General features: G+C 71.7%; 20 protein-coding genes. 7 read left to right on the top strand and 13 right to left on the bottom strand.

Translation table 11 applies throughout. From position 1 onward, the window contains the following. Positions 1 to 41 precede the first annotated feature (41 nt). The 3 genes from HQQ79_RS11590 (at position 42) to HQQ79_RS11580 (ending at position 2,649) form a co-directional block, all read left to right on the top strand. Complete coding sequence (locus HQQ79_RS11590) at positions 42 to 1,190, top strand: hypothetical protein (protein WP_173034477.1); 1,149 nt, start codon at positions 42 to 44, stop codon at positions 1,188 to 1,190. A 54-nt stretch (positions 1,191 to 1,244) separates the two neighbouring features. Then, positions 1,245 to 1,712, top strand: coding sequence for a 5-(carboxyamino)imidazole ribonucleotide mutase (gene purE, locus HQQ79_RS11585; RefSeq protein ID WP_071244222.1), 468 nt, complete (start codon positions 1,245 to 1,247; stop codon positions 1,710 to 1,712). Positions 1,713 to 1,887: 175 nt separating this feature from the next. Then, positions 1,888 to 2,649 carry a family 16 glycosylhydrolase gene (locus HQQ79_RS11580; RefSeq protein ID WP_173034475.1) on the top strand — a complete coding sequence of 254 codons (762 nt, stop codon included), beginning with the start codon at positions 1,888 to 1,890 and terminating at the stop codon, positions 2,647 to 2,649. Between the two features lie 25 nt (positions 2,650 to 2,674). On the opposite strand, the gene HQQ79_RS11575 is transcribed toward HQQ79_RS11580, so the two are convergent. Together HQQ79_RS11575 and HQQ79_RS11570 are read right to left on the bottom strand one after the other, a co-directional pair. After that, a complete protein-coding gene (locus HQQ79_RS11575; protein WP_071244218.1) occupies positions 2,675 to 3,817 on the bottom strand; it encodes a glycosyltransferase family 1 protein in 1,143 nt (380 codons plus the stop codon). A 57-nt stretch (positions 3,818 to 3,874) separates the two neighbouring features. Further along, entirely contained in the window at positions 3,875 to 4,930 is a 1,056-nt protein-coding gene (locus HQQ79_RS11570; protein WP_173034473.1) for a YbhN family protein, read from the bottom strand. 29 nt (positions 4,931 to 4,959) lie between these two features. On the opposite strand from HQQ79_RS11570, the gene HQQ79_RS11565 reads away from it, so the two are divergent. Next, complete coding sequence (locus HQQ79_RS11565; RefSeq protein WP_173034471.1) at positions 4,960 to 6,141, top strand: glycosyltransferase family 4 protein; 1,182 nt, start codon at positions 4,960 to 4,962, stop codon at positions 6,139 to 6,141. A gap of 124 nt (positions 6,142 to 6,265) precedes the next feature. Here HQQ79_RS11565 and HQQ79_RS11560 read toward each other — a convergent pair whose 3' ends face one another. From HQQ79_RS11560 to HQQ79_RS11535, 6 genes are all read right to left on the bottom strand, one after another. After that, positions 6,266 to 7,417 (bottom strand): acyltransferase, encoded by a 1,152-nt coding sequence (locus HQQ79_RS11560; protein ID WP_173034469.1) that lies wholly within the window; start codon positions 7,415 to 7,417, stop codon positions 6,266 to 6,268. Positions 7,418 to 7,426: 9 nt separating this feature from the next. Further along, entirely contained in the window at positions 7,427 to 8,374 is a 948-nt protein-coding gene (locus HQQ79_RS11555) for an NAD(P)-dependent oxidoreductase (RefSeq protein WP_173034468.1), read from the bottom strand. Continuing rightward, positions 8,371 to 9,222: a dTDP-4-dehydrorhamnose reductase gene (gene rfbD / locus HQQ79_RS11550; RefSeq protein WP_173034466.1), complete on the bottom strand. Its 852-nt coding sequence runs from the start codon at positions 9,220 to 9,222 to the stop codon at positions 8,371 to 8,373. Before rfbD ends, HQQ79_RS11555 begins: the two co-directional genes overlap by 4 nt. A gap of 81 nt (positions 9,223 to 9,303) precedes the next feature. Beyond that, complete coding sequence (rfbB, locus tag HQQ79_RS11545) at positions 9,304 to 10,290, bottom strand: dTDP-glucose 4,6-dehydratase (RefSeq protein ID WP_027466479.1); 987 nt, start codon at positions 10,288 to 10,290, stop codon at positions 9,304 to 9,306. Between the two features lie 142 nt (positions 10,291 to 10,432). After that, entirely contained in the window at positions 10,433 to 13,348 is a 2,916-nt protein-coding gene (locus HQQ79_RS11540) for a hypothetical protein (RefSeq protein WP_173034464.1), read from the bottom strand. After that, positions 13,338 to 14,279 (bottom strand): glycosyltransferase family 2 protein, encoded by a 942-nt coding sequence (locus HQQ79_RS11535; protein ID WP_027466481.1) that lies wholly within the window; start codon positions 14,277 to 14,279, stop codon positions 13,338 to 13,340. Before HQQ79_RS11535 ends, HQQ79_RS11540 begins: the two co-directional genes overlap by 11 nt. Before the next feature lie 131 nt (positions 14,280 to 14,410). Between HQQ79_RS11535 and HQQ79_RS11530 the strand changes: the two genes are divergently transcribed. Genes HQQ79_RS11530 through HQQ79_RS11520 form a run of 3 tightly spaced genes read left to right on the top strand, consistent with a single transcriptional unit; the run spans position 14,411 to position 17,769 of the window. After that, positions 14,411 to 15,019 (top strand): dTDP-4-dehydrorhamnose 3,5-epimerase family protein, encoded by a 609-nt coding sequence (locus tag HQQ79_RS11530; RefSeq protein ID WP_027466482.1) that lies wholly within the window; start codon positions 14,411 to 14,413, stop codon positions 15,017 to 15,019. A 22-nt stretch (positions 15,020 to 15,041) separates the two neighbouring features. Further along, positions 15,042 to 15,905 carry a glucose-1-phosphate thymidylyltransferase RfbA gene (gene rfbA / locus HQQ79_RS11525; RefSeq protein ID WP_173034462.1) on the top strand — a complete coding sequence of 288 codons (864 nt, stop codon included), beginning with the start codon at positions 15,042 to 15,044 and terminating at the stop codon, positions 15,903 to 15,905. A 22-nt stretch (positions 15,906 to 15,927) separates the two neighbouring features. Beyond that, complete coding sequence (locus HQQ79_RS11520; protein WP_173034460.1) at positions 15,928 to 17,769, top strand: glycosyltransferase; 1,842 nt, start codon at positions 15,928 to 15,930, stop codon at positions 17,767 to 17,769. Between the two features lie 19 nt (positions 17,770 to 17,788). On the opposite strand, the gene HQQ79_RS11515 is transcribed toward HQQ79_RS11520, so the two are convergent. The 5 genes from HQQ79_RS11515 to HQQ79_RS11495 form a co-directional block, all read right to left on the bottom strand. Further along, positions 17,789 to 18,643: a glycosyltransferase family 2 protein gene (locus HQQ79_RS11515; RefSeq protein ID WP_173034458.1), complete on the bottom strand. Its 855-nt coding sequence runs from the start codon at positions 18,641 to 18,643 to the stop codon at positions 17,789 to 17,791. Next, positions 18,640 to 19,791, bottom strand: coding sequence for a glycosyltransferase family 1 protein (locus HQQ79_RS11510; RefSeq protein ID WP_216852490.1), 1,152 nt, complete (start codon positions 19,789 to 19,791; stop codon positions 18,640 to 18,642). The genes HQQ79_RS11515 and HQQ79_RS11510 overlap by 4 nt, the downstream gene beginning before the upstream one ends. A gap of 74 nt (positions 19,792 to 19,865) precedes the next feature. After that, entirely contained in the window at positions 19,866 to 20,885 is a 1,020-nt protein-coding gene (locus HQQ79_RS11505; protein ID WP_173034454.1) for a glycosyltransferase family 2 protein, read from the bottom strand. A 14-nt stretch (positions 20,886 to 20,899) separates the two neighbouring features. After that, a complete protein-coding gene (locus HQQ79_RS11500) occupies positions 20,900 to 22,129 on the bottom strand; it encodes an ABC transporter ATP-binding protein (protein ID WP_173034452.1) in 1,230 nt (409 codons plus the stop codon). Positions 22,130 to 22,132: 3 nt separating this feature from the next. Next, positions 22,133 to 23,032 carry an ABC transporter permease gene (locus tag HQQ79_RS11495; protein ID WP_027466489.1) on the bottom strand — a complete coding sequence of 300 codons (900 nt, stop codon included), beginning with the start codon at positions 23,030 to 23,032 and terminating at the stop codon, positions 22,133 to 22,135. Between the last annotated feature and the right edge of the window lie 191 nt (positions 23,033 to 23,223).

The raw sequence follows: 23,223 nt of genomic DNA, 5'->3' as shown, positions 1-23,223 counted from the left end.
GTGCGGCTGCGACCGTCCGGCGGGTGCGCAAGAATGGCGCCATGCCGCGTGATCTCGTCCGCCGGGCCGTCCGTCGGCTCCGCCGCGCCGTCCTCGGTGCGCCGCGTCCAGATGCCGAGCACGAGCGTCAGCCCGAGCAGCAGCAGGCGACGGCCACTCCGGCCGTGCCGCTGCCGGTCCTCGGGTACGTCGTCGCGGGCGGGGGCGGTGCTCACCCCGCGTCCGCCCACGTGCGCGTCGTGCGCCGGGTGGAGCACCTGTCGGCCGCCGGTGCCGCCGAGGTCCGACAGGTCGATCCCGTGGCCTTCGTCGCGGGCGCCGACACCACCGCGTACACCGCGGTCCTCGTGCAGCGCGACGTCCTGCCGCGCACCGTCGTGCAGCCCTTCCTCGAGACCGCGGCGCGGCGGGGGATCCGGGTGGTGGCCGAGGTCGACGACGACTTCTTCACGGTGTCCGGCCGTGCACGACTGGCCCGTGCCGAGTACGACCCGGACCGCCTGGCCTCCATCGACGCCCTGGTGCGCGGCGCCGACACCGTGATCGTGAGCACGCCGGAGCTCGCCGAGGTGGTGCGTCCGGTCGCCCGGCACGTCGTGGTCGTGCCGAACGCCCTCGACCCGGGGTTGTGGACCTCCGGTGCGACCGAGGACGACGATGAACGGCCGGCCGGCGAGCACCGCGTGCTGTACATGGGAACGCTCACCCACGCCGCCGACCTCGAACTGCTCCGGGACGTCTTCGCCGACCTGGCCACCGCCGACGGCACCCCGATCCGGCTCGAGGTCATCGGCGTCACCGAGGACGGCGACGCCGGCTGGTTCCGCCGGCTCGAGGTGCCCGACGGGCACTACCCGGCGTTCTCCCGCTGGCTCGTCGCCCACCGCGCGCGCTGGCGTGCGGGGGTCGCGCCGCTGCGCGACGAGGAGTTCAATCGCGCGAAGAGCGACCTGAAGTTCCTGGAGTACACGGCACTCGGGCTGCCGGCCGTGGTCTCCGACCGGCCGTCGTACGCCGTGGCCGAGCGGTACGGAGCGGTCGGGGTCCCCGACGACGTCGACGCCTGGCGGGTAGCCGTCCGCGGCGCGGTCGAGCGTGGGGCGCCCGACGAACGGGCCGAGCGGTGGGTCCGCGACGAGCGAACGATCGGCCGTGACGGTGACACCTGGCGGCGGGTGCTGCTCGGCTAGGCTCGGCGTGTGACCGACTCCGCAGCCCCAGCACAGCCGCTCGTCTCGATCATCATGGGGTCGGACTCCGACTGGCCGACCATGCGGGCCGCGGCCGACATCCTCGCCGAGCTCGGCATCCCGTTCGAGGCGGACGTGGTGTCCGCGCACCGCACGCCCGACAAGATGACCCGCTTCGCCAGGGGTGCCGCCCAGCGGGGCATCCGGGTCGTGATCGCCGGTGCCGGTGGGGCTGCCCACCTGCCCGGCATGGTGGCCTCGATGACGACGCTGCCCGTGATCGGCGTGCCCGTCCAGCTGGCACGGCTCGACGGACTCGACTCGCTCCTGTCGATCGTCCAGATGCCGGCCGGCATCCCGGTCGCGACGATGGCGATCAACGGCGCGGCGAACGCCGGACTGCTCGCCGCGCGGATCATCGGGTCCTCCGAGCCCGGTGTCGCGGCGCGGCTCACGGAGTACGCCGAAGGACTCGAGCGCCTGGTCGAGGAGAAGGCCGCGCGCCTCCGCGACTCCCTCTGACGTCCGCTGCGCTCCCCGTACCGTTCGGCACCCCTCGTACTGGGGACGCCCTGGCGAAGTCAACCCCCCGCGCAGGATGGACAACGCAACTACCGTGGACCCCGGACGGCCGAGGGCCGGCCGTCCGGCACCCACGGGAACGGGTGCGAATCGTCATGTCAGGGAGTGACAGCTCATGCAGAATCGCGCGATCACGAGAGCCGCACTCTCCGTCGTGCTCCTGGGAGTCGTGCTGGTCGCCGGGCCGTTCGGTCAGGTGAGCGCCGCCTCAGCAGCGAACACATCCGCGCCGGTCGGGAACATCGGCAAGTTCAAGCAGACGTTCCGCGAGGACTTCCGGACGACCGCGGCGGCCAAGGGGAAGTTCGCCGCGTCCTACGCGAAGTCGTGGCAGCCCTACCCCGACGGGACGGGCGGGATGTACTACTCGGGGACGCAGATCAGTGCGATCAACGGGAACATGGACGTCCGTCTCGACGGCAAGCGCGGATCAGCCGGCACGTTCGGCTCGCCCACGGGCGCATGGGGACACAAGGGCGGGAAGTTCACGGTGCGCGCCATGGCCGCCGGCGGCAACGGGAACGGTGCCGCCTTCATGCTGTGGCCGACGTCGGACAAGTGGTCGGACGGGGAGATCGACTACCCGGAGGCCAACTTCGAGTCCGCACCGATGCTGCACCACCACTCGATGACGCCCGGACGTGAAGCGACGGCGACCAGCCTGAGCACCGGGACGACGTGGCGCTCGTGGCACACCTACTCGATCGAGTGGATCCCCGGGAAGTCCGTGTCGTACTCGCTCGACGGGAAGGTCATCAAGACGGTCACCACGGACGTCCCGACCACCGCGCACCGCTACATGTTCCAGGTGGGCAACTGGGGCGGGGTCGGCCACCTGTACATCGACTGGGTCACGACCTACTCGTACACGGGCTGACCGCCGGACGGGCAGCTGCACGCCGTCAGAGGTCGGCGTGCAGCTGCCAGGTCTCGGCGGCGGAGTCGCTCCAGTCGTACATGCGTGCGCGATCGGGGCCGGCGACGGCCAGCTGCCCGGCGAGCAGGGGGTCGTTGACCACCTGGTAGACGGCCTGCGCGAGCCGCTCCGGGTAGGACTCCTTCGGACCGATGGCCACGGTGACACCGGCGTCGGAGGCGACCTCGGACACGGCGGGGTCGTCCGAGTGCACGACCGGGGTGCCGAAGCTCATCGCCTCGATGACGGGCAGCCCGAACCCCTCGGCCAGGCTCGGGAACACGAACACGGTGGCCCGGTCGTAGACCACGGCGAGGTCGGCGTCGTCGATCCGCCCGAGCACCTTCACCCGGTCACGCGAGAGACCGGCTCGTTCCGCCGTGCCGTACACGTCGACGTCGCCCCAACCGTCCGGGCCGGAGATGACGAGCGGGATGTCCGTCGGCGCGTCGGGGTGCGCCATCGCCTCGATCAGGGATCCCAGCGCCTTCCGTGGCTCGAGCGTGCCGACGGCCAGCACGTACCGCTCCGGCAGCCCGAGCCGCTCGGCGCGGAGATCGGCGTCGACGGGCAGCCGGAGCCGCCCGCTCGGCGCTCCGCCGATGACCCGGAGCCGGTCGTCGAACCGGTGGATCTCGTTGAGCGCACTCGCCACCGCGTGGGTCGGCACCACCACGGCGTCGGCGTGCTTCCACGCACGCTTGACCATCGCCTTGTGGAAGTGGACGCCGCGCGGCGTCAGGGTCTCGGGGTTGGTCCACGGGACCGTGTCGTGCACGGTGACGACGGTCTGCCGGCCCGGGTCCTGGAAACGGTCGTGCCGGACCAACGGGGCGAGCACGCTCGGGGCGTGCACCATGCCCTTCGCCAGGCTGCCGACGATCCCGCCCTGCCAGGCGAGGGAGAGCTCGCGGCGCGGGAGCGGCAGCCGGTCGAGGTCGGCGAGCCCGGGCAGCAGGGTCCGGATGTGGGTGAGTTCGTCGCGGCCCACCGCCGAGACGACGCCGGACACCTCGCAGCCGGCGGGGGCGTGCTCGATGAGGTGGCGGGTGAGCTCTTCGGCGTACCGACCGATGCCTCCGGGGACCGGGGCGACGACCTGGTCCACGATGACGTGGAGCGTTGTCATGTGGTGCGCCTCCTCGTGGTGCTGCCGTGCGCGCGGCGCGGCCGAACGCCGACCCTATCAGTCGGCACGGGGCGCTCCCGGAGCGCCACCGCCCAGCGCGGCGGCGGCCGTCTTCCGGCGGTGGCGCGCCGCGAGCAGTGCGCCGACCCCGGCCAGCACGACGTCCCCGATGGTCATGAAGACCCGGCTGATGACGGCGAGGGCGAACGGCGCCGATCCACCGGCCACGCTGCCGAGGAGCAGGACCAGGATGCCCTCGCGCGGCCCGATGCCCGCCGGGGCGATGACGACCACGAACCCCACGAGCCAGGCGACGGCGTACGCGCCGACGGCCACCGGCAAGAGCGTGGGCGAGTCGGCTCCGAAGACCCGCAGCACGAGGGTCGCCTGGACTCCGTACGCCAGCCACATGACGAGCGACCAGACGAGCGACATGACGGTGCCCGTCCACGTGAGGGTGGTGTCCTGGGCGGGGCGACGCAGGATCCGGAACGCGACGGCGATGAGGCGGCCGAGCACCGGCGGGGTCAGGCAGACGAGCCCCACCACGATCAGCGGGATGAGCCACCAGAACGTCGCGAACCCGGTGGAGGAGGCCAGCAGGACCGCGACGATCCCGACGACGGCCGCGGTGACCATGCTCACGAGCATCGACGCCAGTGCCGCGACGGCGCTGCCGGTGCGTTGCAGGCCGTGTGCGCGACCGAGTTCGGCCTGAGCGGCGATGGACCAGACGCCGCCGGGGATGTACTTGCCGAGCTGCCCGACGAAGAAGATCGAGGACGCCGCGGCGAGGCGCACCCGGAACCCGCTCGCCGACATCATGGCCCGCCAGGAGAGCATGTTCGCCACGAGGGCGACGATCGTCGCGGCGACCCCGAGGACGATCGTGCCGGCGTCGAGCCGCACGAAGTCGCGACTGATGGCGTCCCACTGCCGCGCGATGCTCCAGACCAGGAACGCGAGGGCCACGACGGCCGCCACCCACTTGACGACGGTGAGCACACGGGCCCGCCGTCCGGTCGTGGGGACGGCGCCGATCGCGGCGTCGGCGGAGGTGTCGAGCGGGTCCGGGGACCCCGCGGCCGACCCCGTAGGCTGTTGTGCGTCCATCGACCGACAACTCTAAGGGAGCGCGCTGGATGCGACCCGATCCGGAACTCCGCCCGACCCTGCTCGTCGCTGCGTCGACCTTCCCCGCCGAGGCCGGCGACGGCACGCCCGGCTTCGTGCTCGACCTCGCGACGGCCCTGTCGGACGAGTACCGCGTGGTGGTGGTCGCCCCGATGACGAAGGGTGCCCGCGCGCACCAGCGGATCGGGGACGTCGAGGTCCGTCGGTTCGGTTACTTCCCGTCGCGCTGGCGTGACCTGGCGGACGGCGCGATCGTCGACAACCTGCGGGCGAAGAAGTCCCGTTGGCTGCAGGTCCCGTTCTTCTTCGTGTCCATGGCCGCCGCGCTGGGCCGAGAGCGCCGCCGCTCGCAGCCCGACGTCGCGCTGCTGCACTGGATCATCCCGCAGGGAGCCGTCGGCCGCGTCGTGCTCGGCGACCTGCCCCGCGTCGTGACCACGCTGGGCGGCGACCTGTACGCGCTGCGCCACCCGGTCCTCCAGGCCGTCAAGCGGTCCGTCATCCGCAGCGCCGCATCGGTGACCTGCATGAGCACCGACATGGCGCGCGAACTCCGGAAGCTCGGCGCCCGTGACAACCAGGTGCACGTCGTCCCGATGGGTGTCGACCTCGACCCGATCACGCGCGCCGTCGAGCGCGAGACCCGGGTGCCCGGCCGGGTGCTCTTCGTCGGCCGTCTGGTCGAGAAGAAGGGCGCGACCGTCCTCCTCGACGCCCTCGACCGCATGGCCGAGCAGCCCACCGAGGTGGCCGTGGTCGGGGACGGTCCGCTGCGCGCCCAGCTGCAGGCCCGTGCCGGTTCGGCCGTGACGTTCCTCGGCGCGCAGGGGAAGGAAGCGCTCGCGTCCGAGTACGCGAAGGCGGCGATCGCGCTCTACCCGTCGGTGCCGGCCGCCAACGGCGACCGCGACGGCCTGCCGGTGGCGCTCCTCGAAGCCATGTCGGCCGGCTGCGCCATCGTCGCCTCGGCGGTCCCCGGCATCGTCGACGTCGTCGAGGACGGCGTGAACGGACTGCTCGTCGAACCCGGCGACGCCCGCGCGCTCGCGGCGGCGATCGACCGCCTGCTCGCCGATCCCGCGCTGGCCGAGCGGCTCGGCCATGCCGCGGCCGACACCGCCGCGGCACACACCGTCGGCGCCGTCGGCGACCGGTACCGCACCCTGCTCACCGCCGCACGCGCCCGGTAGCCGGGAGCGTCCCCTCGACGAGGTGACGCGACCACAGGGCGGCCTGGAGGCGCGTGGCGGCGCCGTCACGCGCCTCCAGGCCCGCAGACTCGTTGTGTCCCGGTCCCGCGCAGCCTGACGTCCGTCAGGCTGCGCGGCGGTCGTCGTCCGGGAGCCGTGCGTCGTCGGCGCGGGCGGGCGGGCCGCCGACGCGTCCGCGTCGCGCGGTGATCGTCCGTGCGACCCGTTTGGCCAGCCGGTGCGCCGGCAGCTCGACGAGCCGGGCGAAGAGCCCGGCGACCACGACGGCGACCGGGATGGCCACGAGCATCGTGAGCCACGGCACCGAGGTGGGCAGCAGGTAGGCGACCGACACCGTGATCGGCTCGTGCACCAGGTACAGGCTGAAGGAGAGCCGTCCGAGCGCCCGGGGGACCGGTCCGAGCATCACGCGTTCCGCCGGCAGCCACTTCCCGCACAGCAGGACGATGAGCCCGGCCGAGGCGAGGACCACCATCGGGACGTGGATGCCGACCAGGGAGCGGGGGAGCCACCACTCGAACGTGATGCCGAGCACCGCCAGGACGGCGAGGACCCAGCCCGGGCCACGCCGGATCTCGGGGATCCGCTCCCACCCAGCGGCCAGGGCGGACCCGAGCAGGAACATCGGCAGGTACATCAGCCAGTCCTCGCGGTACTGCCGGCCGAGTGCCGAGAGCAGGAGCGCGGCGATCGCGGTGAGCCACCACACCCGGTGCGTGGCCTTCGCGATGAGCACGAAGAGCGGCAGCAGGAGGGAGAACGCGACCTCCCACGTCAACGACCACAGCGGACTGTTGAGTCGGGTCGGCGCGACCAGGGTGAGGTCGCCCAGCAGGCCGCCGGCGGTGAGCGGTTCGACGTGCCGGAGCAGCCAGCCCGAGGCCCCGGCTTCGGGGGTCCGGGGGACGAGCAGGAACAGGGCCAGCGCCAGGCCGACCGAGGCGATCACGGGGATGTAGAGCCGGAGCAGGCGGCTCGGGTAGTAGGCGATCCAGTCCTGTGCGCGGCGGAGTGCGGGGAGCGTCAGCACGAAACCACTCAGGACGAAGAAGACGAAGACCGCTTCGCCGCCGGCCCAGAACACGTGCAGGGGCGTGTCGACGAGCCAGGCGCGGTTCGCCGGGATCGGCTGGCCGTTGTTGCCGTCGGAGAGCGTCGGCACCACGAGGAGTCCGTGGTGGATCAGGACGACGGCGGCGGCGACGCCACGGAGTCCGTCCAACGACCCGATGCGGCCCGCGGGGCGATCACGCATGCGGCGATCCTACTGCTCGGCGGGTTCGGCCCCGATGGGTGCGCGACGGGCGCGGATGGCTTCGACGGTCGTCGCGACCCCCTGGGGGAACGGGACGAAGGTGCGGTCGCCGACCTGCGGCAGCACCTCGGACCGCATGCGGAGGTCGAGCCCCTGGAACGTGGCCGAGGGGTCGGCGCCCTCGCGGATGTCCAGGCGGCTGCCGATCGCCTGCTCGACCGCGTCGATGACGTCGGCGATCGTCGCCGGCTGCCCGGAGGCCAGGATCTTCGTGACCGCGGCCGCAGGGGGACCCTGCTCGACGAGGTCGATGGTCCGGAGCACCATGTCGACGGCGTCGTCGATGTACAGGTAGTCGCGGGTGGTCGACATCGGCACGTAGATCGACGACGGCCGGCCCTCGAGGTGGGCGAGGGTGAGCTGCGAGACGAGCCCCTGTGGCTTGCCGAGGTTCGCGCCCGGGCCGTAGAGGTTCGAGATCCGCCCCACCACCAGGCGCGTGCCGGTCTCGGCGGCCCACGTCCGGAACTGGGCCTCGGCGGCGAGCTTCGCGTGGCCGTAGGGAGCCAGCGGGAGCGGTTCGGTCCCCTCGTCGAAGGGCGGTTCGGCGCTGCCGGCGTAGACCGCTCCGGCCGACGACGCGAAGAAGAGCGTGCCGTCTCCGGACGGGTCGTCCCGGGTCGCGTCGAGGACCCGGGCGATCAGGCGCTGCTCCTCGTCGAAGACGTCGGCTCCGGTGGCGACGACCCCGGTGCCCGCGCACCACAGCACGCGCCAGCGGCCGGGCTGCGACCGCACCGAGCGGAAGGCGTCGACGAGTGCCTCGACGGCGGCGTCCTGGTCGTCCCACGGCACGCGGGCGGCGATGGTCGCTGCCCCCGAACCGACGAGTGACCGGTGCACGGCACCGCCGAGGAACCCGCCGGCGCCGACCACCAGGGTGGACGGCTGGGTCATGCGCGGAAGATCCCGGCCTCGGTCGCCGCGTGCAACGCCTCGCGCCAGTCGCGCATCGGGGCGAGGCCCGCGCGCGACCAGGCGTCGTGGCCGAGCACGCTGTACGCCGGGCGGGGTGCCGGACGGACGAAGGCACCGCTGTCGGTCGGCAGGACGCGCTCCGGGTCGAGACCGTTCTCGGAGAAGATCGCCCGGGTGAAGTCGTACCACGAGCCCTGACCGCTGTTCGTGCCGTGGTAGATGCCGGCGGGGGCCTCGGCGTCGAGGAGCTCGACGATGCGTGCGGCCAGGTCTCCGGTCCAGGTGGGCTGCCCGACCTGGTCGGTGACCACGCTCACGGTGTCGTGGGACGCCGCGAGCCGGAGCATGGTCGCGGCGAAGTTGGGTCCGTGTGCGCCGTAGATCCACGCCGTCCGGACGACGTACGAGGAGTCCGGCGCGATCGCGCGGACGCGGGCTTCACCGACGGCCTTGGACCGGCCGTAGGCGTTCAGGGGGTCCGTGGGGGCGTCCTCCGCGTAGGGAGCGGTGCCGTTGCCGTCGAAGACGTAGTCCGTCGAGATGGTCACGAGCTTGGCCCCGTGCCGCACCGCGGCCTCGGCGAGCAACGCCGGCCCGTCCGCGTTCACCGCGGTCGCGGTGTCCTCGTGGGTCTCCGCGTCGTCCACCTTCGTGTAGGCGGCCGAGTTGATCACGACGTCGTGCCCGGCGACCGCGGCGTCGACGGCCTCGGGATCGGTGATGTCCAGCTCGGCACGGGAACGGGCGGTGACGTCGCGGCCGGCCAGGGCGTGCTGCAGGTCGTGGCCGAGCATGCCGGCGGCGCCGGTGATGAGGTACCGGGTCATGGTGTCGCTTCCGTGTCGGGGGTGGCGGTCGGGCAGGGGTCGGCCCAGGAGCACGCCGTTGTGCTCCTGGGCCGCGGCGGCTCAGGAGAGGGCGGCGCGTTCCTTGAGCGGCTCCCACCAACTGCGGTTGTCGCGGTACCACTGCACGACGTCGGCGAGGCCCTGCTCGAACGGCACCTGCGGCTCGTAGCCGAGCTCGCTGCTGATCTTCGAGATGTCGACCGAGTAGCGCAGGTCGTGGCCGAGTCGGTCGGCGACGCGGTCGACGTACGACCAGTCCTTGCCGGTCGCGTCCAGGAGCAGCTGCGTCAGCTCCTTGTTGGTCAGCTCGGTGCCGCCGCCGATGTTGTAGATCTCGCCGGCGCGACCACGGGTCAGGACCATCGCGATGCCGCGGGTGTGGTCGTCGACGTGCAGCCAGTCACGGATGTTGTTGCCCTCGCCGTAGAGCGGGACGTGCAGGTCGTCGATGAGGTTCGTGACGAAGAGCGGGATGACCTTCTCGGGGAAGTGGTAGGGCCCGTAGTTGTTCGAGCAGCGGGTGATCGAGAGGTTCAGCCCGTGCGTGCGGTGGTAGCTGCGGGCGAGCAGGTCGCTGCCGGCCTTCGACGCCGAGTACGGCGAGTTCGGCTCGAGCGGGCGCTCCTCGTCCCACGACCCCTCGCTGATGGAGCCGTAGACCTCGTCCGTGGACACGTGGACGAAGCGCTCGGTGCCGTGACGGAGCGCCGCGTCGAGCAGGCGCTGGGTGCCGACGACGTTCGTCTCGACGAAGATGCCGGAGTCGCGGACCGACCGGTCGACGTGGGACTCGGCGGCGAAGTGCACGATCGCGTCGATGCCGGGGATCACCTCGTCGAGCTTCGCGGCGTCGCGGATGTCGCCCTGCACGAACGTGTACCGGGGGGAGTCCGAGACCGGGGCGAGGTTCTCGAGGTTGCCCGAGTAGGTCAGTGCGTCGTAGACGACGACCTCGGCGCCTTCGAGTCCGGGGTACGCGTCCTGCAGGGTGCGTCGGACGAAGTTCGAGCCGATGAAGCCGGCTCCGCCGGTGACGAGGATCTTCACGAGGTCTGGTTCCTTTTCGGAGTCGGTGTGGTTCTGGGATCGGTGTGCTCCGGTCGGCGGTGGCCGTCCGGTGGTGCGTCGGTCGTCGGCGTCCCGTTCAGGATCGCCGGCCGACCGTGGATCGGTTGACGATACCAGCCGGTCACAGCCCTGCCGCGTCGTCGCCACGCCTGCGGCGGCGCCGGACGAGCAGGGTGACGACGGTGCAGGCGAGGACGGCGAGGACGATGCTGCCGCCGGTCAGCAGGTACCCGGTCCGGGCGCCCGGCACCGCGTACCGCAGCTCCACCGTGTGCTCGCCGCCGGGGACCCAAACGGCGGCGCCGGCGTCGTCGGCTGCGACGAGGTCGGTCGGTTCGCCGTCGACGGTCGCCGTCCAGCCGGCACGCTGGAGCGAGTCGGAGACGACCACCCAGCCGCTCCCGGTGGCGTCGACCTCGGCGACCGTGCTGTTCACGTCGCTGTCGCGCAGGGTGATCTCGGCGCTCGAGTCCGGGTCGGCCGTGTGCTCGGACGGTGCGCTCAGGACGACGGTCGAGTCCGGCAGCGACTGGTCGGCGAGTGCCCGGACGCGCGCCGGTCCGGTGCGTTCCACCACCTGGCCGGAGGCCCAGCGCACGCGGTCCAGGGCGTTGCCGCGCTCGTAGATCGTCGCATCGCCGGTGTGTACCACGCGGACGCCGTCGCCGGAGACCGGACGGGTGATGCTCATCACGGCGTCGCCGGCGTCGTCGGTGCCGATCGGCACGAGCTTGTCCTGCCCGGTCACGGTGATCCGGACGTGCCACGAGGTCGACGTCGGGATGGTGGAGCCCTGGAGCGCCACGTTCCGCGGGCCGCCGAGGCCCGGCACGTGGGTCGACGTCGAGGTGATCGTCTTGCCGGAGTCGTCGGCGACGATCGCCACGTCGAGGGTCATGCCCCCGGGCGTCAGGGTCGGGGCCGGCGGACCGGTGAAGGTGATGCCGTTCACCGGGCCGGTGTTGCTGGCCGAGTCCACCGAGGGGTTGTCCGCGGTCAGGTCGGACCACTTCGTCTGCGCTGCACCCGGCTCGGCGGTGCCGGCGAGCGGCCCCGACGGATCGGCGACGAGGTACTTCGTGCTGAGCCGGTCGAGGATCCCCGACCGGGCGAGCGACGGCATGAGGTTCGGTTCGAACGTCAGGTAGGTGGCCGTCGGGTACGTGTCCGGGTCGACCGCCCGCATGAGGTCCTTCCACTCGCCGGTCTGGAACGCGTGTCCGGTGGTCTCGCGGATCCGGTAGTAGGAGGACGACCCCGGGAGCATGGCGCTGCCGGTGGCGGCGTAGCGGTCCTGCGCGGAGACGTGTTCCTGCAGGTAGTCGATGGCGGGGGTGGTCGGGTAGAACGTCGACGTGGGCGCGATCGGCCACCAGGGCTTCGTGGCCGTCACCGCGGGGACGACGACGAGCGCGACGACCCCGATGGCGGCGACGGTCGCCAGCACCCGCGACCGGAACACCCAGACGAGCACGACGAGCACGACGGTGACCGCGCCGAGGATGCCGACCGCCAGGATCTCGAGCTTGGTGCGGTGCACGTACTCTTCCGCGATCGGCGGGATCGCGAGCAGGGTCTGCATCCCCACGCCGACGGCGGTGAACAGCACGACGGCGACGGCCGCGATCCGACCGGTGCGCCGGAGGGGTCCGGCGGCGCGGAAGCGTGCCAGCTCGTCGCGGAGGTTCTCCGGCTGCACGAGGCGGCCGAAGCCCACCCCGGCCATGGCCGCGGCGAGGAACATCACGACGACGCGAGCGCGACCGATCGGGTTCGTGTCGAACACCGGCAGCTCGCGGACGGCGGACAGGACGGGGCCGCCGAGGTAGACGATGACCACCGCGAGCGCCAGCATCGAGGCGACGATCGCGACGACGCCGCGGGTGCGACGTCGGGCCAGGTCGTGCCGTGCGCGGACGGCCGGCGTGGCGTCGTCGGGAAGGGCCGCGACGGTGTGCGTCGCCGGGCGGATGAGGACCGCCACGGCGACGAGCACCACGGCCGCGATCCCCAGGTAGGAGTACTCCTCCACCGGGTTGCGGATGCCCCAGGCGGGGCCGGTGCTCTGCACGAACGAGATGTCGGGCACCCACGCGCTGACGAGCGGCGGGGTGCCGAGACCGTTCGGGCCGCTCTGCCCACGGCCGCTGAAGTCGACCAGGCTCGTGGCGTTGATGGCGAAGGGGACGAGCTGCCACGCGGACAGCAGCAGGCCGAACAGGATGCCGCCCACCGCGATCGCCCCGCTCACCACCACGGGGACCCACCGTCGGTGCGCGACGATCGTGCGGACGAGGAAGTACAGCCCACCGATGAAGAGGGCGTAGCCGACGATGGCCGGGAACCCGCCGAGCAGCATCGACGCGAGCGGCACGCCCACGGCGATGACGTCACGCGCGCGGAGCTCCACCGCGGCGCGGTCGATCGCCCAGAAGAGCAGGGGGATGCAGGCCGCGACCCGTGTCTGCGGCCAGTTCGACCACGCGACCATGAAGCCGGACGACGAGTAGACGAGGGCGGCGATCGCCCAGCCCGCGCGGGGGACGCCCCAGCGGCGCAGCAGCAGGGACATGCCGACCGTGACGACGACGACCTCGAGGAGCTTCACCCAGCCCGGCGCGGCCGCCAGGGGGAGGATCCACCAGGGCAGCGCGAGCGGGGACCACGCGCCCGAGTCGGGCACGCCGCCGAGTTCCGCGCCGCCGGCGACGTAGGGGTTCCACGCGCCGAAGACGCCCTCGTGGGCGAGGCGGGTCAGGAGCGAGGTCTGCGGCGCGACGGTGTCGATCGTGTCGCTGTTCAGGATGTTGGTCGACGTCGTCGTCGACTGGAACACCTCACCCCACGGGGTGTACCGACCGAGCAGGCCGGTGTTCAGGAAGGTGCCGTGTCCGATCAGTGCCGGCCCGATGGTCCAGACGACGAACGCTGCGAGCGCAGCCCAGGCCGCGATCTCCACCCAGCTGCCGGGTCGACGGACCCAGAGCGCGAAGCGTGTCCGCCGGTCGAGCACGGACGCTCCGCGCTCAGTCCCCATACCGCTGCAGCTTCTGCAGGTCGAGCTGTTCCTCGGCCAGGGTCCGGTTCAGGCGGGTCAGGTCCGCCACCACACCGATCACGATGCTCAGCACCGCCGTGATCAACAGGACGACGCCGAGGATGATCGACTGCAGGTGGTTGCCGCCGGTGTGCATCGCCAGCAGCACCAGGTACCGGACGAGCGGCCAGGCCCCGAGCGCCCCGAGGATCGCCGCCACCCAGAGGAACAGCGCCATCGGCCGGTACATCAGGTAGACGCGGGCGATCGCCGAACCCGACTGGAACATGTGCTGCCAGATGTTCTTGAACAGCCGCGACTCGCGGGTCTTCGGGTTCGTGGTGATCGGCACCGAGGCGATGGCCAGGCGCTTGTAGCCGGCCTGCACGATGGTCTCCATGCAGTAGCTGAAGCGCGTGACGATGTTCAGGCGGATGAGCGAGTACTTCGAGTACGCGCGGAACCCGCTCGCGGCGTCGGGCAGGTCGAGCCCGGCGGCGCGGCTCGCGACCCACGAGCCGAAGCGCTGCATGAGCTTCTTGAAGCCGGAGAAGTGCTCGATGGTCCGCGTCTGCCGGTCGCCGATGACGATCTCGGCCTCTTTCCGGAGGATCGGCTGCACCAGTTCGGCGATCTGCGACTGCGGGTACTGGTTGTCACCGTCGGTGTTGACGACGATGTCCGCGCCGTGGAGCAGTGCGTAGTCGACGCCGTCCCGGAAGGAGCGGGCCAGCCCCATGTTCGTGGTGTGGTGCACGAAGTGCTTGACACCGTGCTCCTTGGCGACCTCGACGGTGCGGTCGGTGCTGCCGTCGTTGATCACCAGGATCTCGATCTCATCGATGCCGTCGATCTCCCGCGGGATGGAGTCGATGACGCTGGCGAGGGTGTTCTCCTCGTTGAGGCAGGGGATCTGGATGAAGAGCTTCACGGGTTCGCAGTGTCTCGTTTCATGGGGTCCGGCAGGTGCGCGAGGCCATGACAGCCTATGCGAACCCACGGACCGGCGCAGGTACGGCCTGCCGACGCGTCCCGGGGCGGGCGGCTTGGTAGGGTGCAGCCGTGCAGATCCGCGAACTGAAGATCCCCGGCGCGTGGGAGTTCACGCCCGTCCAGCACGGCGACGCACGAGGAGCATTCCTCGAGGCGTACCGCGCCGACGTCCTCGAAGAGACGGTCGGTCACCCGCTGGACCTCCGACAGGTGAACATGTCGATCTCCTCGGCCGGTGTGGCCAGGGGCATCCACTACGCCCTCGTCGCGCCGAGCCAGGCCAAGTACGTGACCGCGGTGCGCGGCGCCTTCATCGACTACATCGTCGACATCCGGGTCGGCTCGCCGACGTTCGGCCAGTGGGACTCCGTGCGCATCGACGACGTCGACCGTCGGGCCGTCTACCTGTCCGAGGGCCTCGGGCACGCCATCGTCGCGCTCGAGGACCAGTCCACGGTGAACTACCTCGTCAGCGCCCACTACGACCCGGAGCGCGAGAAGGGGATCACCATCCTCGACCCGACGGTCGGCCTCGAGCTGCCCGACGGCCTCGGCGAGCCGGTCCTGTCCGAGAAGGACACCAGCGCGCCGACGCTCGAGGAAGCCGCCGCCGCGGGTCTGCTGCCCACCTACGAGGAGTGCGTGGCGTACACCGAGTCGCTCCGCACGACCAAGTAACGAACGAAGGAATCACAGCGCGATGAAGGGCATCATCCTGGCCGGGGGTTCCGGCACCCGTCTCTGGCCGATCACCAAGGGCATCAGCAAGCAGCTCATGCCGATCTACGACAAGCCGATGGTCTACTACCCGCTGTCGACCCTCATGATGGCCGGCATCCGCGAGGTCCTCGTCATCACGACGCCGGAGTACAACGACCAGTTCCGTGCCCTGCTCGGCGACGGTTCGTCCCTCGGCATGGACATCCAGTACGCGGTCCAGCCGAGCCCGGACGGCCTCGCGCAGGCCTTCGTCATCGGCGAGGACTTCATCGGCGACGACAGCGTCGCGCTCGTCCTCGGCGACAACATCTTCCACGGCACGGGCCTCGGCACGAACCTGCGGAAGAACACCGAGGTCGACGGCGCCACCATCTTCGCGTACCACGTGGCCGACCCGAAGGCGTACGGCGTCGTGGAGTTCGACGACGACTTCACCGCGGTCTCCATCGAGGAGAAGCCGGCGGAGCCGAAGTCGAACTACGCCGTCCCCGGCCTGTACTTCTACGACAACAAGGTCATCGAGATCGCGAAGACGATCGAGCCGAGCGCCCGCGGGGAGCTCGAGATCTCGACCGTCAACGAGCGCTACCTCGAGGCGGGCGAGCTCGGCGTCCAGGTCCTCGACCGCGGGACGGCCTGGCTCGACACCGGCACGTTCGAGTCGATGATGCAGGCGTCCGAGTACGTCAAGGTCATCGAGGACCGTCAGGGCTTCAAGATCGGCTGCATCGAGGAGATCGCCTGGCGCAACGGCTGGATCGACGACGCGCAGCTCGCCGACCTGGCAGCACCGCTCGTCAAGGGCGGCTACGGCGTCTACCTGCAGCGACTGCTCGCCGTCTGACGTCGGCGCGGCCGGTCCTCGCATGGCACTCTTCCGTCGCCGCCGGCCGGATGCGGCGGTCTCCGGCCCGGAGGCCCGTCCCGCGTCGGTGACGCCGGCCCACCCCGAGCGGGTGGTCGGCTGGGACGGTGCCCTGCCGGCACTCGAGGTGTCGGTGACGGTGCTGCTGGTGAGCCGGTCCGACCGGTACGACGCGCTGCCGTCGATGGTCACCGCGGCTCGTCTGGCGTTCGGCCCCTCGGCGGACGTCCGCGCGGTCGGCTACGCCGCCGATGCGTCGCCGGTCGGCGAGCAGGCGCGGGGGATCCCCTGGGTCCGCTCGGCGCCGGTCGACGGCATCGGTTCGGCGATCAACGCCGGGGTCGCCGCCGGGGTCGGGCGTGTGCTCCTGGTGGTCGACTCGACGGTCCGGGTGACCGACCAGGACCTGCGGGTCCTCGCACAGGCCGGCGGCGACGGCGTGGCCCAGGCCCGCATCCGGATGCCCGACGGTTCGCAGCGGGACGGCGTGCGGCTGCTGCGCCCGGGAGCGCTTCCCTGGTCCGACGACGGGTCGACGAGTCCGGCCCGCAGCCAGGCGGACGACCGCCAGGACTCCCCGCTCGCCGCGGTGCCGGTCTTCGCAGCGGACCAGCCGGCCGTCTCGGTGCCGGGCGCTTCCCTGGGGCCGGCACCGTGCCTCCCGGACGAGCGGATGACCCTGACCAGCTGGACCCGCGCGGTCGCCGACCGCGACGGCCGACCCGTGCGTGCGGTGTGGTCGCTGACCCGCTCGGCTGATTCCGGACGGACGGTCGACGCGGCGACGGTGGATGCGTTCTCGGTCTGGCGCGACCGGGCGCCGGACGGCGACGGAGCGGTCGCAGCCGGCCCCCCGCTGCCCCCGTGGGGTGCGCGACCCGTCACCCCGGCGCCCCGATCGCGCTCCGACGACGACCGGTTGTCCTGGTCCGTCAAGATCGCCGCCCCGGCCGGGCCCGAGGGCGACGGGTGGGGCGACGTGCACTTCGCCACCGAGCTCGCGGGCGCGCTCGAGGGCCTCGGCCAGCGGGTCCGCGTCGACCGGCGTGACGCGCACGTCCGGGACGACGACGCCGCGGACGACGTCACGCTCGTCATCCGCGGGCTGGACCGTGTACCGCCGAACCCGGCGTCGGTGAACCTGCTCTGGGTGATCAGCCACCCCGACGACGTCTCGGACACCGAGCTCCGGTCGTTCGACGCGGCGTTCGCGGCGGGTCCGGTGTGGGCCGCCGAAGCCGCCGCACGTGCCGGCGTGCCGGTCGGGGCACTGCTGCAGGCGACCGACCCGGCGGTGTTCCACCCGGCCGCCCGGTCGGACGCAGGCCAGGACGCGGGACACGTGGTGTTCGTCGGGTCGACCCGTGGCGCCGCCCGGCCGGTGGTCGCCGACGCGGTCGCACTCGGCACCGACCTGCGTGTGCACGGCCCGGGGTGGGACGGCGTCGTGCCCTCCGCGATGCTCGGGGCCGTCGCGCTGTCACGGACCGAGGTCGCGACGGCGTACGCGTCCGCGCGCGTGGTCCTCAACGACCACTGGCCGGACATGGCGGCGGGCGGTTTCGTGTCGAACCGGGTCTTCGACGTGCTGGCGTCCGGCGGGGTCGTCGTCACGGACCAGGTCGCCGGCCTCGGGGACGTGCTCGACGTCCCGACGCTCGCCGTCGCCCGTTCGCGGGACGACGTGGCCGCCCTGCTCGACCCGACGCACGGGTGGCCGGCGGCTGCCGAACGTGCTGCGGTCGCCGATCGGATCGCGGCGGAGCACTCCTTCGACGCGCGGGCCGCGGTGCTGCTCGCAGCCGCTCGCGCCGCACACAGGCGTCTGCACCCCGGCCCCTGACGTCCGCCGCCGGCTCGCGCTACTTGCGCGTGACCCAGCGGGCTCGGAGCGACAGACCGGCGTGCAGCACCACACGGAGGGGCAACAGCCACCACGCCCGGTACTTCCGCGACAGGAACCGGTACGCGCTGCGGTGGTGCTCGATCTCCATCCGGCGACGGTTCGACGACGTCGAGTGCGCCCCGGTGTGGGTGACCACGGCGGTCGGCACGTACACGTTCGTGCGACCGGAGCGACCCACGCGCTGGCCCAGGTCGACGTCCTCGAAGTACATGAAGTACGACTCGTCGAACCCGTCGAGCTGCCGGAACAGGTCGGTGCGGATGAGGAAGCACGCGCCGGACAGCCAGCCGGCCTCACGCTCGACGACCTGCGTCGTGGACCAGTACCGCTGGCTCCAGGGGTTTGCGGGCCAGAACCGCGAGAACGCCGCGTGGCCGAGTCCGGTCCGGAGCGACGGCAGCTGGCGCGCGGACGGGTACGTCTCGCCCTGCTCGTCCAGGATCCGCGGCCCGAACGACCCGCCCGTCGGCAGCCGGTCGGCGGCGCGCACGAGCTCGTCGATCGATCCCGGTGCGAGGACGACGTCGGGGTTCGTGACGAGCAGGAACTCGGGGCGGACGTCGGGCAGGACGTCGTCGAGGGCCGTCAGCGCGGCGTCGATGCCCCCGCCGTAACCGCGGTTGCCCCCGGAGGAGACCACGACGGCACCGTAGGACTCGCCGATCGCCCGCAGTGCGTCGATGTCGGTCGAGCCGTTGTCCGCGATCACGACGGCGACCGGCTCGGACGACGCCGCTGCGACGCTCGCCAGGAACGGCCGGATGGTCTCACCGGTGTTGTAGGTGACCGTCAGCACCGCGACCCGGATCACCGTGCACCCCCGGCGACGGCGGAGTACGCATCGACGTGCACGCCCGCGGTGGCCTGCCAGGTGAACACGTCGGCACGCGCCAGCGCGGCCGCCCGGTGTGACGCCACGAGTGCGGGATCGTCGAGCAGCGCGGCCATCGCCTCGGCCAGTGCGTCAGCGGACGGCTCGGTGTACACCGCTGCGTCGCCGCCGACCTCGGGCAGCGACAACCGCCGGGTGGTCAGGACGCAGGCGCCTGCGGCCATCGCCTCGACCACCGGCAGGCCGAAGCCCTCGCCGAGCGACGGGTAGACGACGAACTCCGCCCCACCGAGGTAGCCGGACAGGTCCTCGAGGGGCAGGTAGCCGGCCTCGATCACGTGGTCGTCGGGCTGCAGGGCGTCGAGCCGTGCGATCGCGGACTCGTCCCATCCGCGTGCCCCGGAGAGCACCAGCCACGGGGTGTCCGAACCGGCGGCCGCTCGCGACGCCCGCACGGTGGCGTAGGCGTCGAGCAGGGCCGTGATGTTCTTGCGGGGCTCGATCGTGCCGAGGAACGCGATCCAGGGTGCGCCCTCGGGCAGTGTCGCCGCGATCCGGGCGTCCTCGACCTCGGCGATCGACGGCTCGTGGAACACGGCACGGTCGACGCCGAGCGGTGCGACCCGGACGTCGGCGCGGATCCCGCTGACGACCCGTGCGGCCTCGGTCGCGGTGGCCGCACTCGGCACGATGACGACCGGGCGGCTGCGCAGCGACCGACGGCTCCACCAGGTGAAGAACGTGCGCTTCAGGCGGGAGTGCCACTCGGGGTTCGAGAAGAACGTGGCGTCGTGCAGGGTGACGACGGAGCCACCGCGCCAGCCGAACGGGAACGTGTAGTGCGGGGAGTGCAGCACCTGCGCGCCGATCCTGCGGCCGAGTGCCGGCAGGCCGGTCTGCTCCCACAGGAACCGCAGCGGGACGGAGTCGGTCCACGCCGGCGCGGTGTGCACGGTGGCGTCCGGCGCCACGGCGCGGAAGTGCTCGGCGTGCACGGGCCGGACGACCAGGTGGACGTCGAGCGCCGGGTCGGTCAGGTGTGACACGACGCCCTCGACGTACCGGCCCACACCGCCGAGTTCGCGCGGTACCGCGGTCCCGTCGACGAGGACGGTGAGCTGCGGCACGCGTGGGTCCTTCCGAACGGGGGCGCCACGGTCGGGTCCGTCGGCGGGGGAGTGACCAGGATAGCCCTCCGCGCTCATGCGCCCGGGTCCACGCTGCGACGAGGGACGGACGCGCGACGCGACTCGCGGAGCCGCCGCGCGAGGTGCGACGGGAGCGCCCCGGCGACGTCCGTGAACGCTGCCAGGACGAGCCGGGCCTCCCGACGGGTGGATGCGGTCCGCAGTCCGCGCAGGCCGCGGAAGAGGGTCCGGGCGCTCGCGCGGAGGACGGTCGGCCACGGTGCGTGCCAGAGCGCGACGACCATCCGGTTCCGCGCGTTGCGGAAGAGGAACAGGTCGCTCTGCACGCCGGACGACGCCGAGTGGTCGTGTTCCACGACCGCGCCGGCGGCGTGCTCGACGCGCCACCCGCGTCGGCGGAGCCGCCAGGCGAGCTCGGTGTCCTCGTAGTACATGAACAGGGACTCGTCGAGCAGGCCGACGTCGTCCAGCGCGCTCCGCCGCAGGGCCGACGCGCCGCCGGAGAACCCGAAGACGTCGACGTCCGCGGCCCGGTCGACGGGCGCGAACCAGTCGCGGTCCATGCCGTTCCCGTCGCGGTCGACGCGCACGCCGGTCGAGTTGAGCCGCACCTCGCCGTCCGCCGACGGCGTCCAGGGACGGCCGTCGTGGTCGCGGAGGACGCGCGCGTCGGGGGCGGGTTCCGCACCGGCCGGGAGGCCCGTCCAGCGTCCGGCGAGCACGATGCGGCCCGTCACCGCCGCGACCTCCGGCCCCGCCTGCGCCAGGTGGTCGCGGAGCGCCGCGACGAAGCCGGGCGCGGGCACCGCGTCGTTGTTCAGGAGCACGACGACGTCGGCGTCGGTGTGCCGGATGCCGGTGTTCGCGCCGGCTGCGAACCCACCGTTGTCGTCCCGCGCGATCACGACGGCGTCCGGAAGGTCGCGCCGGAGCACGGCGACGGAGTCGTCGGTCGATCCGTTGTCGACGACGATCACGTCGTCGGCGGTGCCCTCCGCGAGCACGGCGCGGACGGCCGCGGTGGTCAGGTCGGCGCGGTTCCAGTTGACGACGACGACCGCGGTGCTGGTCACGCCGTCGGGGATCGTCAGCCCAGCTCCTCGATGGAGGGCTTCGCGTAGACGCTGCCGACGGCGTCGCCGAACGACGGCACCTCGAACGAGTCGCACTCGGGCAGGTCGTGCAGGTGCCGACCAGCGGAGTCCATCATCGACACGTTGATGAAGTACTTGCCGGTGCCGAAGTTCGTGTCAGCGATCCGGAGGCGGAGCTTCTTGCGGCCGTGCAGCGGGTCGAGGTGGATGCCCATGATGCCGGTGGTGGTGCCGTACACCACCTGTCCGGCCGTGTTGTTGATCTGGACAGCGGCCTCCCAGTCCTCGACGCCGTCCAGGTGCTCGAACTCCATGTCGACCAGCAGGTCGTCGCCCGGCGTGACGCCGTCGCGCTGGCCCTTGCCGTCGGCGTGCACCGAGGCCCCGACGACCGTGCCGCGGCCGACCGCCACGTCGGCGCTGAGCTCACCGGCACGGCGCTCCTCGAGGACGTCGCGGAACAGGCTGACCGCACCGATCGGGTCCCCGTCGTGCAGGACCTTGCCCTTGTTCAGGAGCACGACCCGGTCGCACATCTCCTGCACCTGGCTGAGCGAGTGCGTGACGATGATGATCGTCTTGCCCTGCTCCTGGAACGAGCGGATGCGGTCGAGGCACTTGCGCTGGAACGCCTCGTCACCGACGGCCAGCACCTCGTCGACCAGCAGGACGTCGGGATCGGTGTGCACGGCGACCGCGAAGGCGAGTCGCACGTACATGCCGGATGAGTAGAACTTCACCTGGGTGTCGATGAAGTCACCGATGCCGGAGAACGCGAGGATGTCGTCGAAGCGCTCCTCGGTCTCCTTGCGCGTCAGGCCGAGCAGGCTCGCGTTGAGGAAGACGTTCTCGCGGCCGGACAGGTCCGGGTGGAACCCGGCGCCGAGCTCGAGCAGCGCAGCCAGACGACCGCGGCGCGCGACCGTGCCGGACGTCGGCTGGATGATCCCGCCGATGGCCTTCAGCAGGGTCGACTTGCCGGAACCGTTCTGCCCGATGAGCCCGACGGTGGTGCCGGCCTGGATCGAGACGGTGACGTCGTCGAGCGCCCAGAAGTCCTGCCGGTGCTTCCGTCCGGCGCGGCCCAGGGTGACGATCCGCTCGCGGATGGTGTTGTCCTTGCGGACGACGAACCGCTTGCGGACGTGGTCGATGACGATGACGTCCGGGCGGTCGGTGTGGGCGCCGGAGGCCGCCGGGGCGACGGGGGTGCTGATGGCCATGGTCTAGAGCTCCTGCGCGAAGTTGCCCTGCAGCCGGGAGAACACCCGCTGCGCCCCGAGCAGGCAGAACAGCCCGATCACGAGGGCGATGCCGAGGCGCATCATCAGGTGCGGCGGGTAGTCGACGGGGGTCGGGTGGATCCAGATCGCGTTCTGCAGACCCAGCACCGACAGGGTGAGCGGGTTGTTCGTGTAGACCGCCAGCAGCCACTGCACCTTCAGCTCGGCGACGACCATCGAGTACGAGTAGACGATCGGCGACGCCCAGAGCAGCACCATCAGGCCGACGTCGATCACGAACTGCACGTCGCGCAGGTACACGTTGAGCGCGGACAGTACGAGGCCGATGGCCGCGCCGTAGACCAGGATCACCAGGAGCGACGGGATGAGGTAGATCAACCCCTCGTGCCAGGGGAAGACCCCGAGCACGACGGTCGCGGCGATGAGGATCGCGAACTGGATCAGGAAGTTGACCAGGGCCGCGCCCACGCTGGCGAGGGGGAAGACCTCGCGCGGCACGTAGACCTTCTTGATCAGACCGCTGTTGCCGACGATCGACCCGGTCGAGCCGGCGACGATCTCGCTGAAGAGCGTGTAGGCGGTCAGGCCCGTGAACACGTAGATCGCGAAGTTGTCGATCGCCCGTGACGAGCCGAGGATCTTGCCCATCACGAAGTAGTAGATCATCAGCTGGGTCAGCGGACGCACCAGCGTCCACACGAACCCGAGTGCCGAGTCCTTGTAGCGCGCCTTCAGGTCGCGGCGGATGAGCATCCCGAGCATCTCGCGCTGACGGAAGACGTCGCGCAGTTCTCTCCAGGTGCCCTTGAAGGCGCTCGTCGGAGCGCCGATCACGACGAGGGGCTCGTTCGCGAGCGCCGTCATGCGGGCTTGGTCGACCATACGTCTCTTCGTTCGTGGGGGCAGGACCGGAACAGCATACTCATTGCACCGCGGGGGAACGCCGCGCGCCCCGTGCGCGGAATCCCTGGCGACTCCGCCCCCGAGCGGGGGGCAAAGTGCGCGAGAACAACTCTCAACCTTCACTTTGGGGTTACCGTTGACGCAACCCGGACCCTTGTCAACAACCACAG

It is taken from the genome of Curtobacterium sp. VKM Ac-2852, from assembly GCF_013205045.1.
GTDB classification, from domain to species: domain Bacteria; phylum Actinomycetota; class Actinomycetes; order Actinomycetales; family Microbacteriaceae; genus Curtobacterium; species Curtobacterium flaccumfaciens.
This window is presented reverse-complemented; position numbering and strand designations above follow the sequence as displayed.

Excerpts from the sequence above, each read along its gene's own strand:
- HQQ79_RS11590 (WP_173034477.1), top strand. The coding sequence starts at position 42 with ATGCCGCGTGATCTCGTCCGCCGGGCCGTCCGTCGGCTCCGCCGCGCC.
- purE (WP_071244222.1), top strand. The coding sequence starts at position 1,245 with ATGGGGTCGGACTCCGACTGGCCGACCATGCGGGCCGCGGCCGACATC.
- HQQ79_RS11580 (WP_173034475.1), top strand. The coding sequence starts at position 1,888 with ATGCAGAATCGCGCGATCACGAGAGCCGCACTCTCCGTCGTGCTCCTG.
- HQQ79_RS11575 (WP_071244218.1), bottom strand. The coding sequence starts at position 3,817 with ATGACAACGCTCCACGTCATCGTGGACCAGGTCGTCGCCCCGGTCCCC.
- HQQ79_RS11570 (WP_173034473.1), bottom strand. The coding sequence starts at position 4,930 with ATGGACGCACAACAGCCTACGGGGTCGGCCGCGGGGTCCCCGGACCCG.
- HQQ79_RS11565 (WP_173034471.1), top strand. The coding sequence starts at position 4,960 with ATGCGACCCGATCCGGAACTCCGCCCGACCCTGCTCGTCGCTGCGTCG.
- HQQ79_RS11560 (WP_173034469.1), bottom strand. The coding sequence starts at position 7,417 with ATGCGTGATCGCCCCGCGGGCCGCATCGGGTCGTTGGACGGACTCCGT.
- HQQ79_RS11555 (WP_173034468.1), bottom strand. The coding sequence starts at position 8,374 with ATGACCCAGCCGTCCACCCTGGTGGTCGGCGCCGGCGGGTTCCTCGGC.
- rfbD (WP_173034466.1), bottom strand. The coding sequence starts at position 9,222 with ATGACCCGGTACCTCATCACCGGCGCCGCCGGCATGCTCGGCCACGAC.
- HQQ79_RS11540 (WP_173034464.1), bottom strand. The coding sequence starts at position 13,348 with ATGGGGACTGAGCGCGGAGCGTCCGTGCTCGACCGGCGGACACGCTTC.
- rfbA (WP_173034462.1), top strand. The coding sequence starts at position 15,042 with ATGAAGGGCATCATCCTGGCCGGGGGTTCCGGCACCCGTCTCTGGCCG.
- HQQ79_RS11520 (WP_173034460.1), top strand. The coding sequence starts at position 15,928 with ATGGCACTCTTCCGTCGCCGCCGGCCGGATGCGGCGGTCTCCGGCCCG.
- HQQ79_RS11500 (WP_173034452.1), bottom strand. The coding sequence starts at position 22,129 with ATGGCCATCAGCACCCCCGTCGCCCCGGCGGCCTCCGGCGCCCACACC.
- HQQ79_RS11495 (WP_027466489.1), bottom strand. The coding sequence starts at position 23,032 with ATGGTCGACCAAGCCCGCATGACGGCGCTCGCGAACGAGCCCCTCGTC.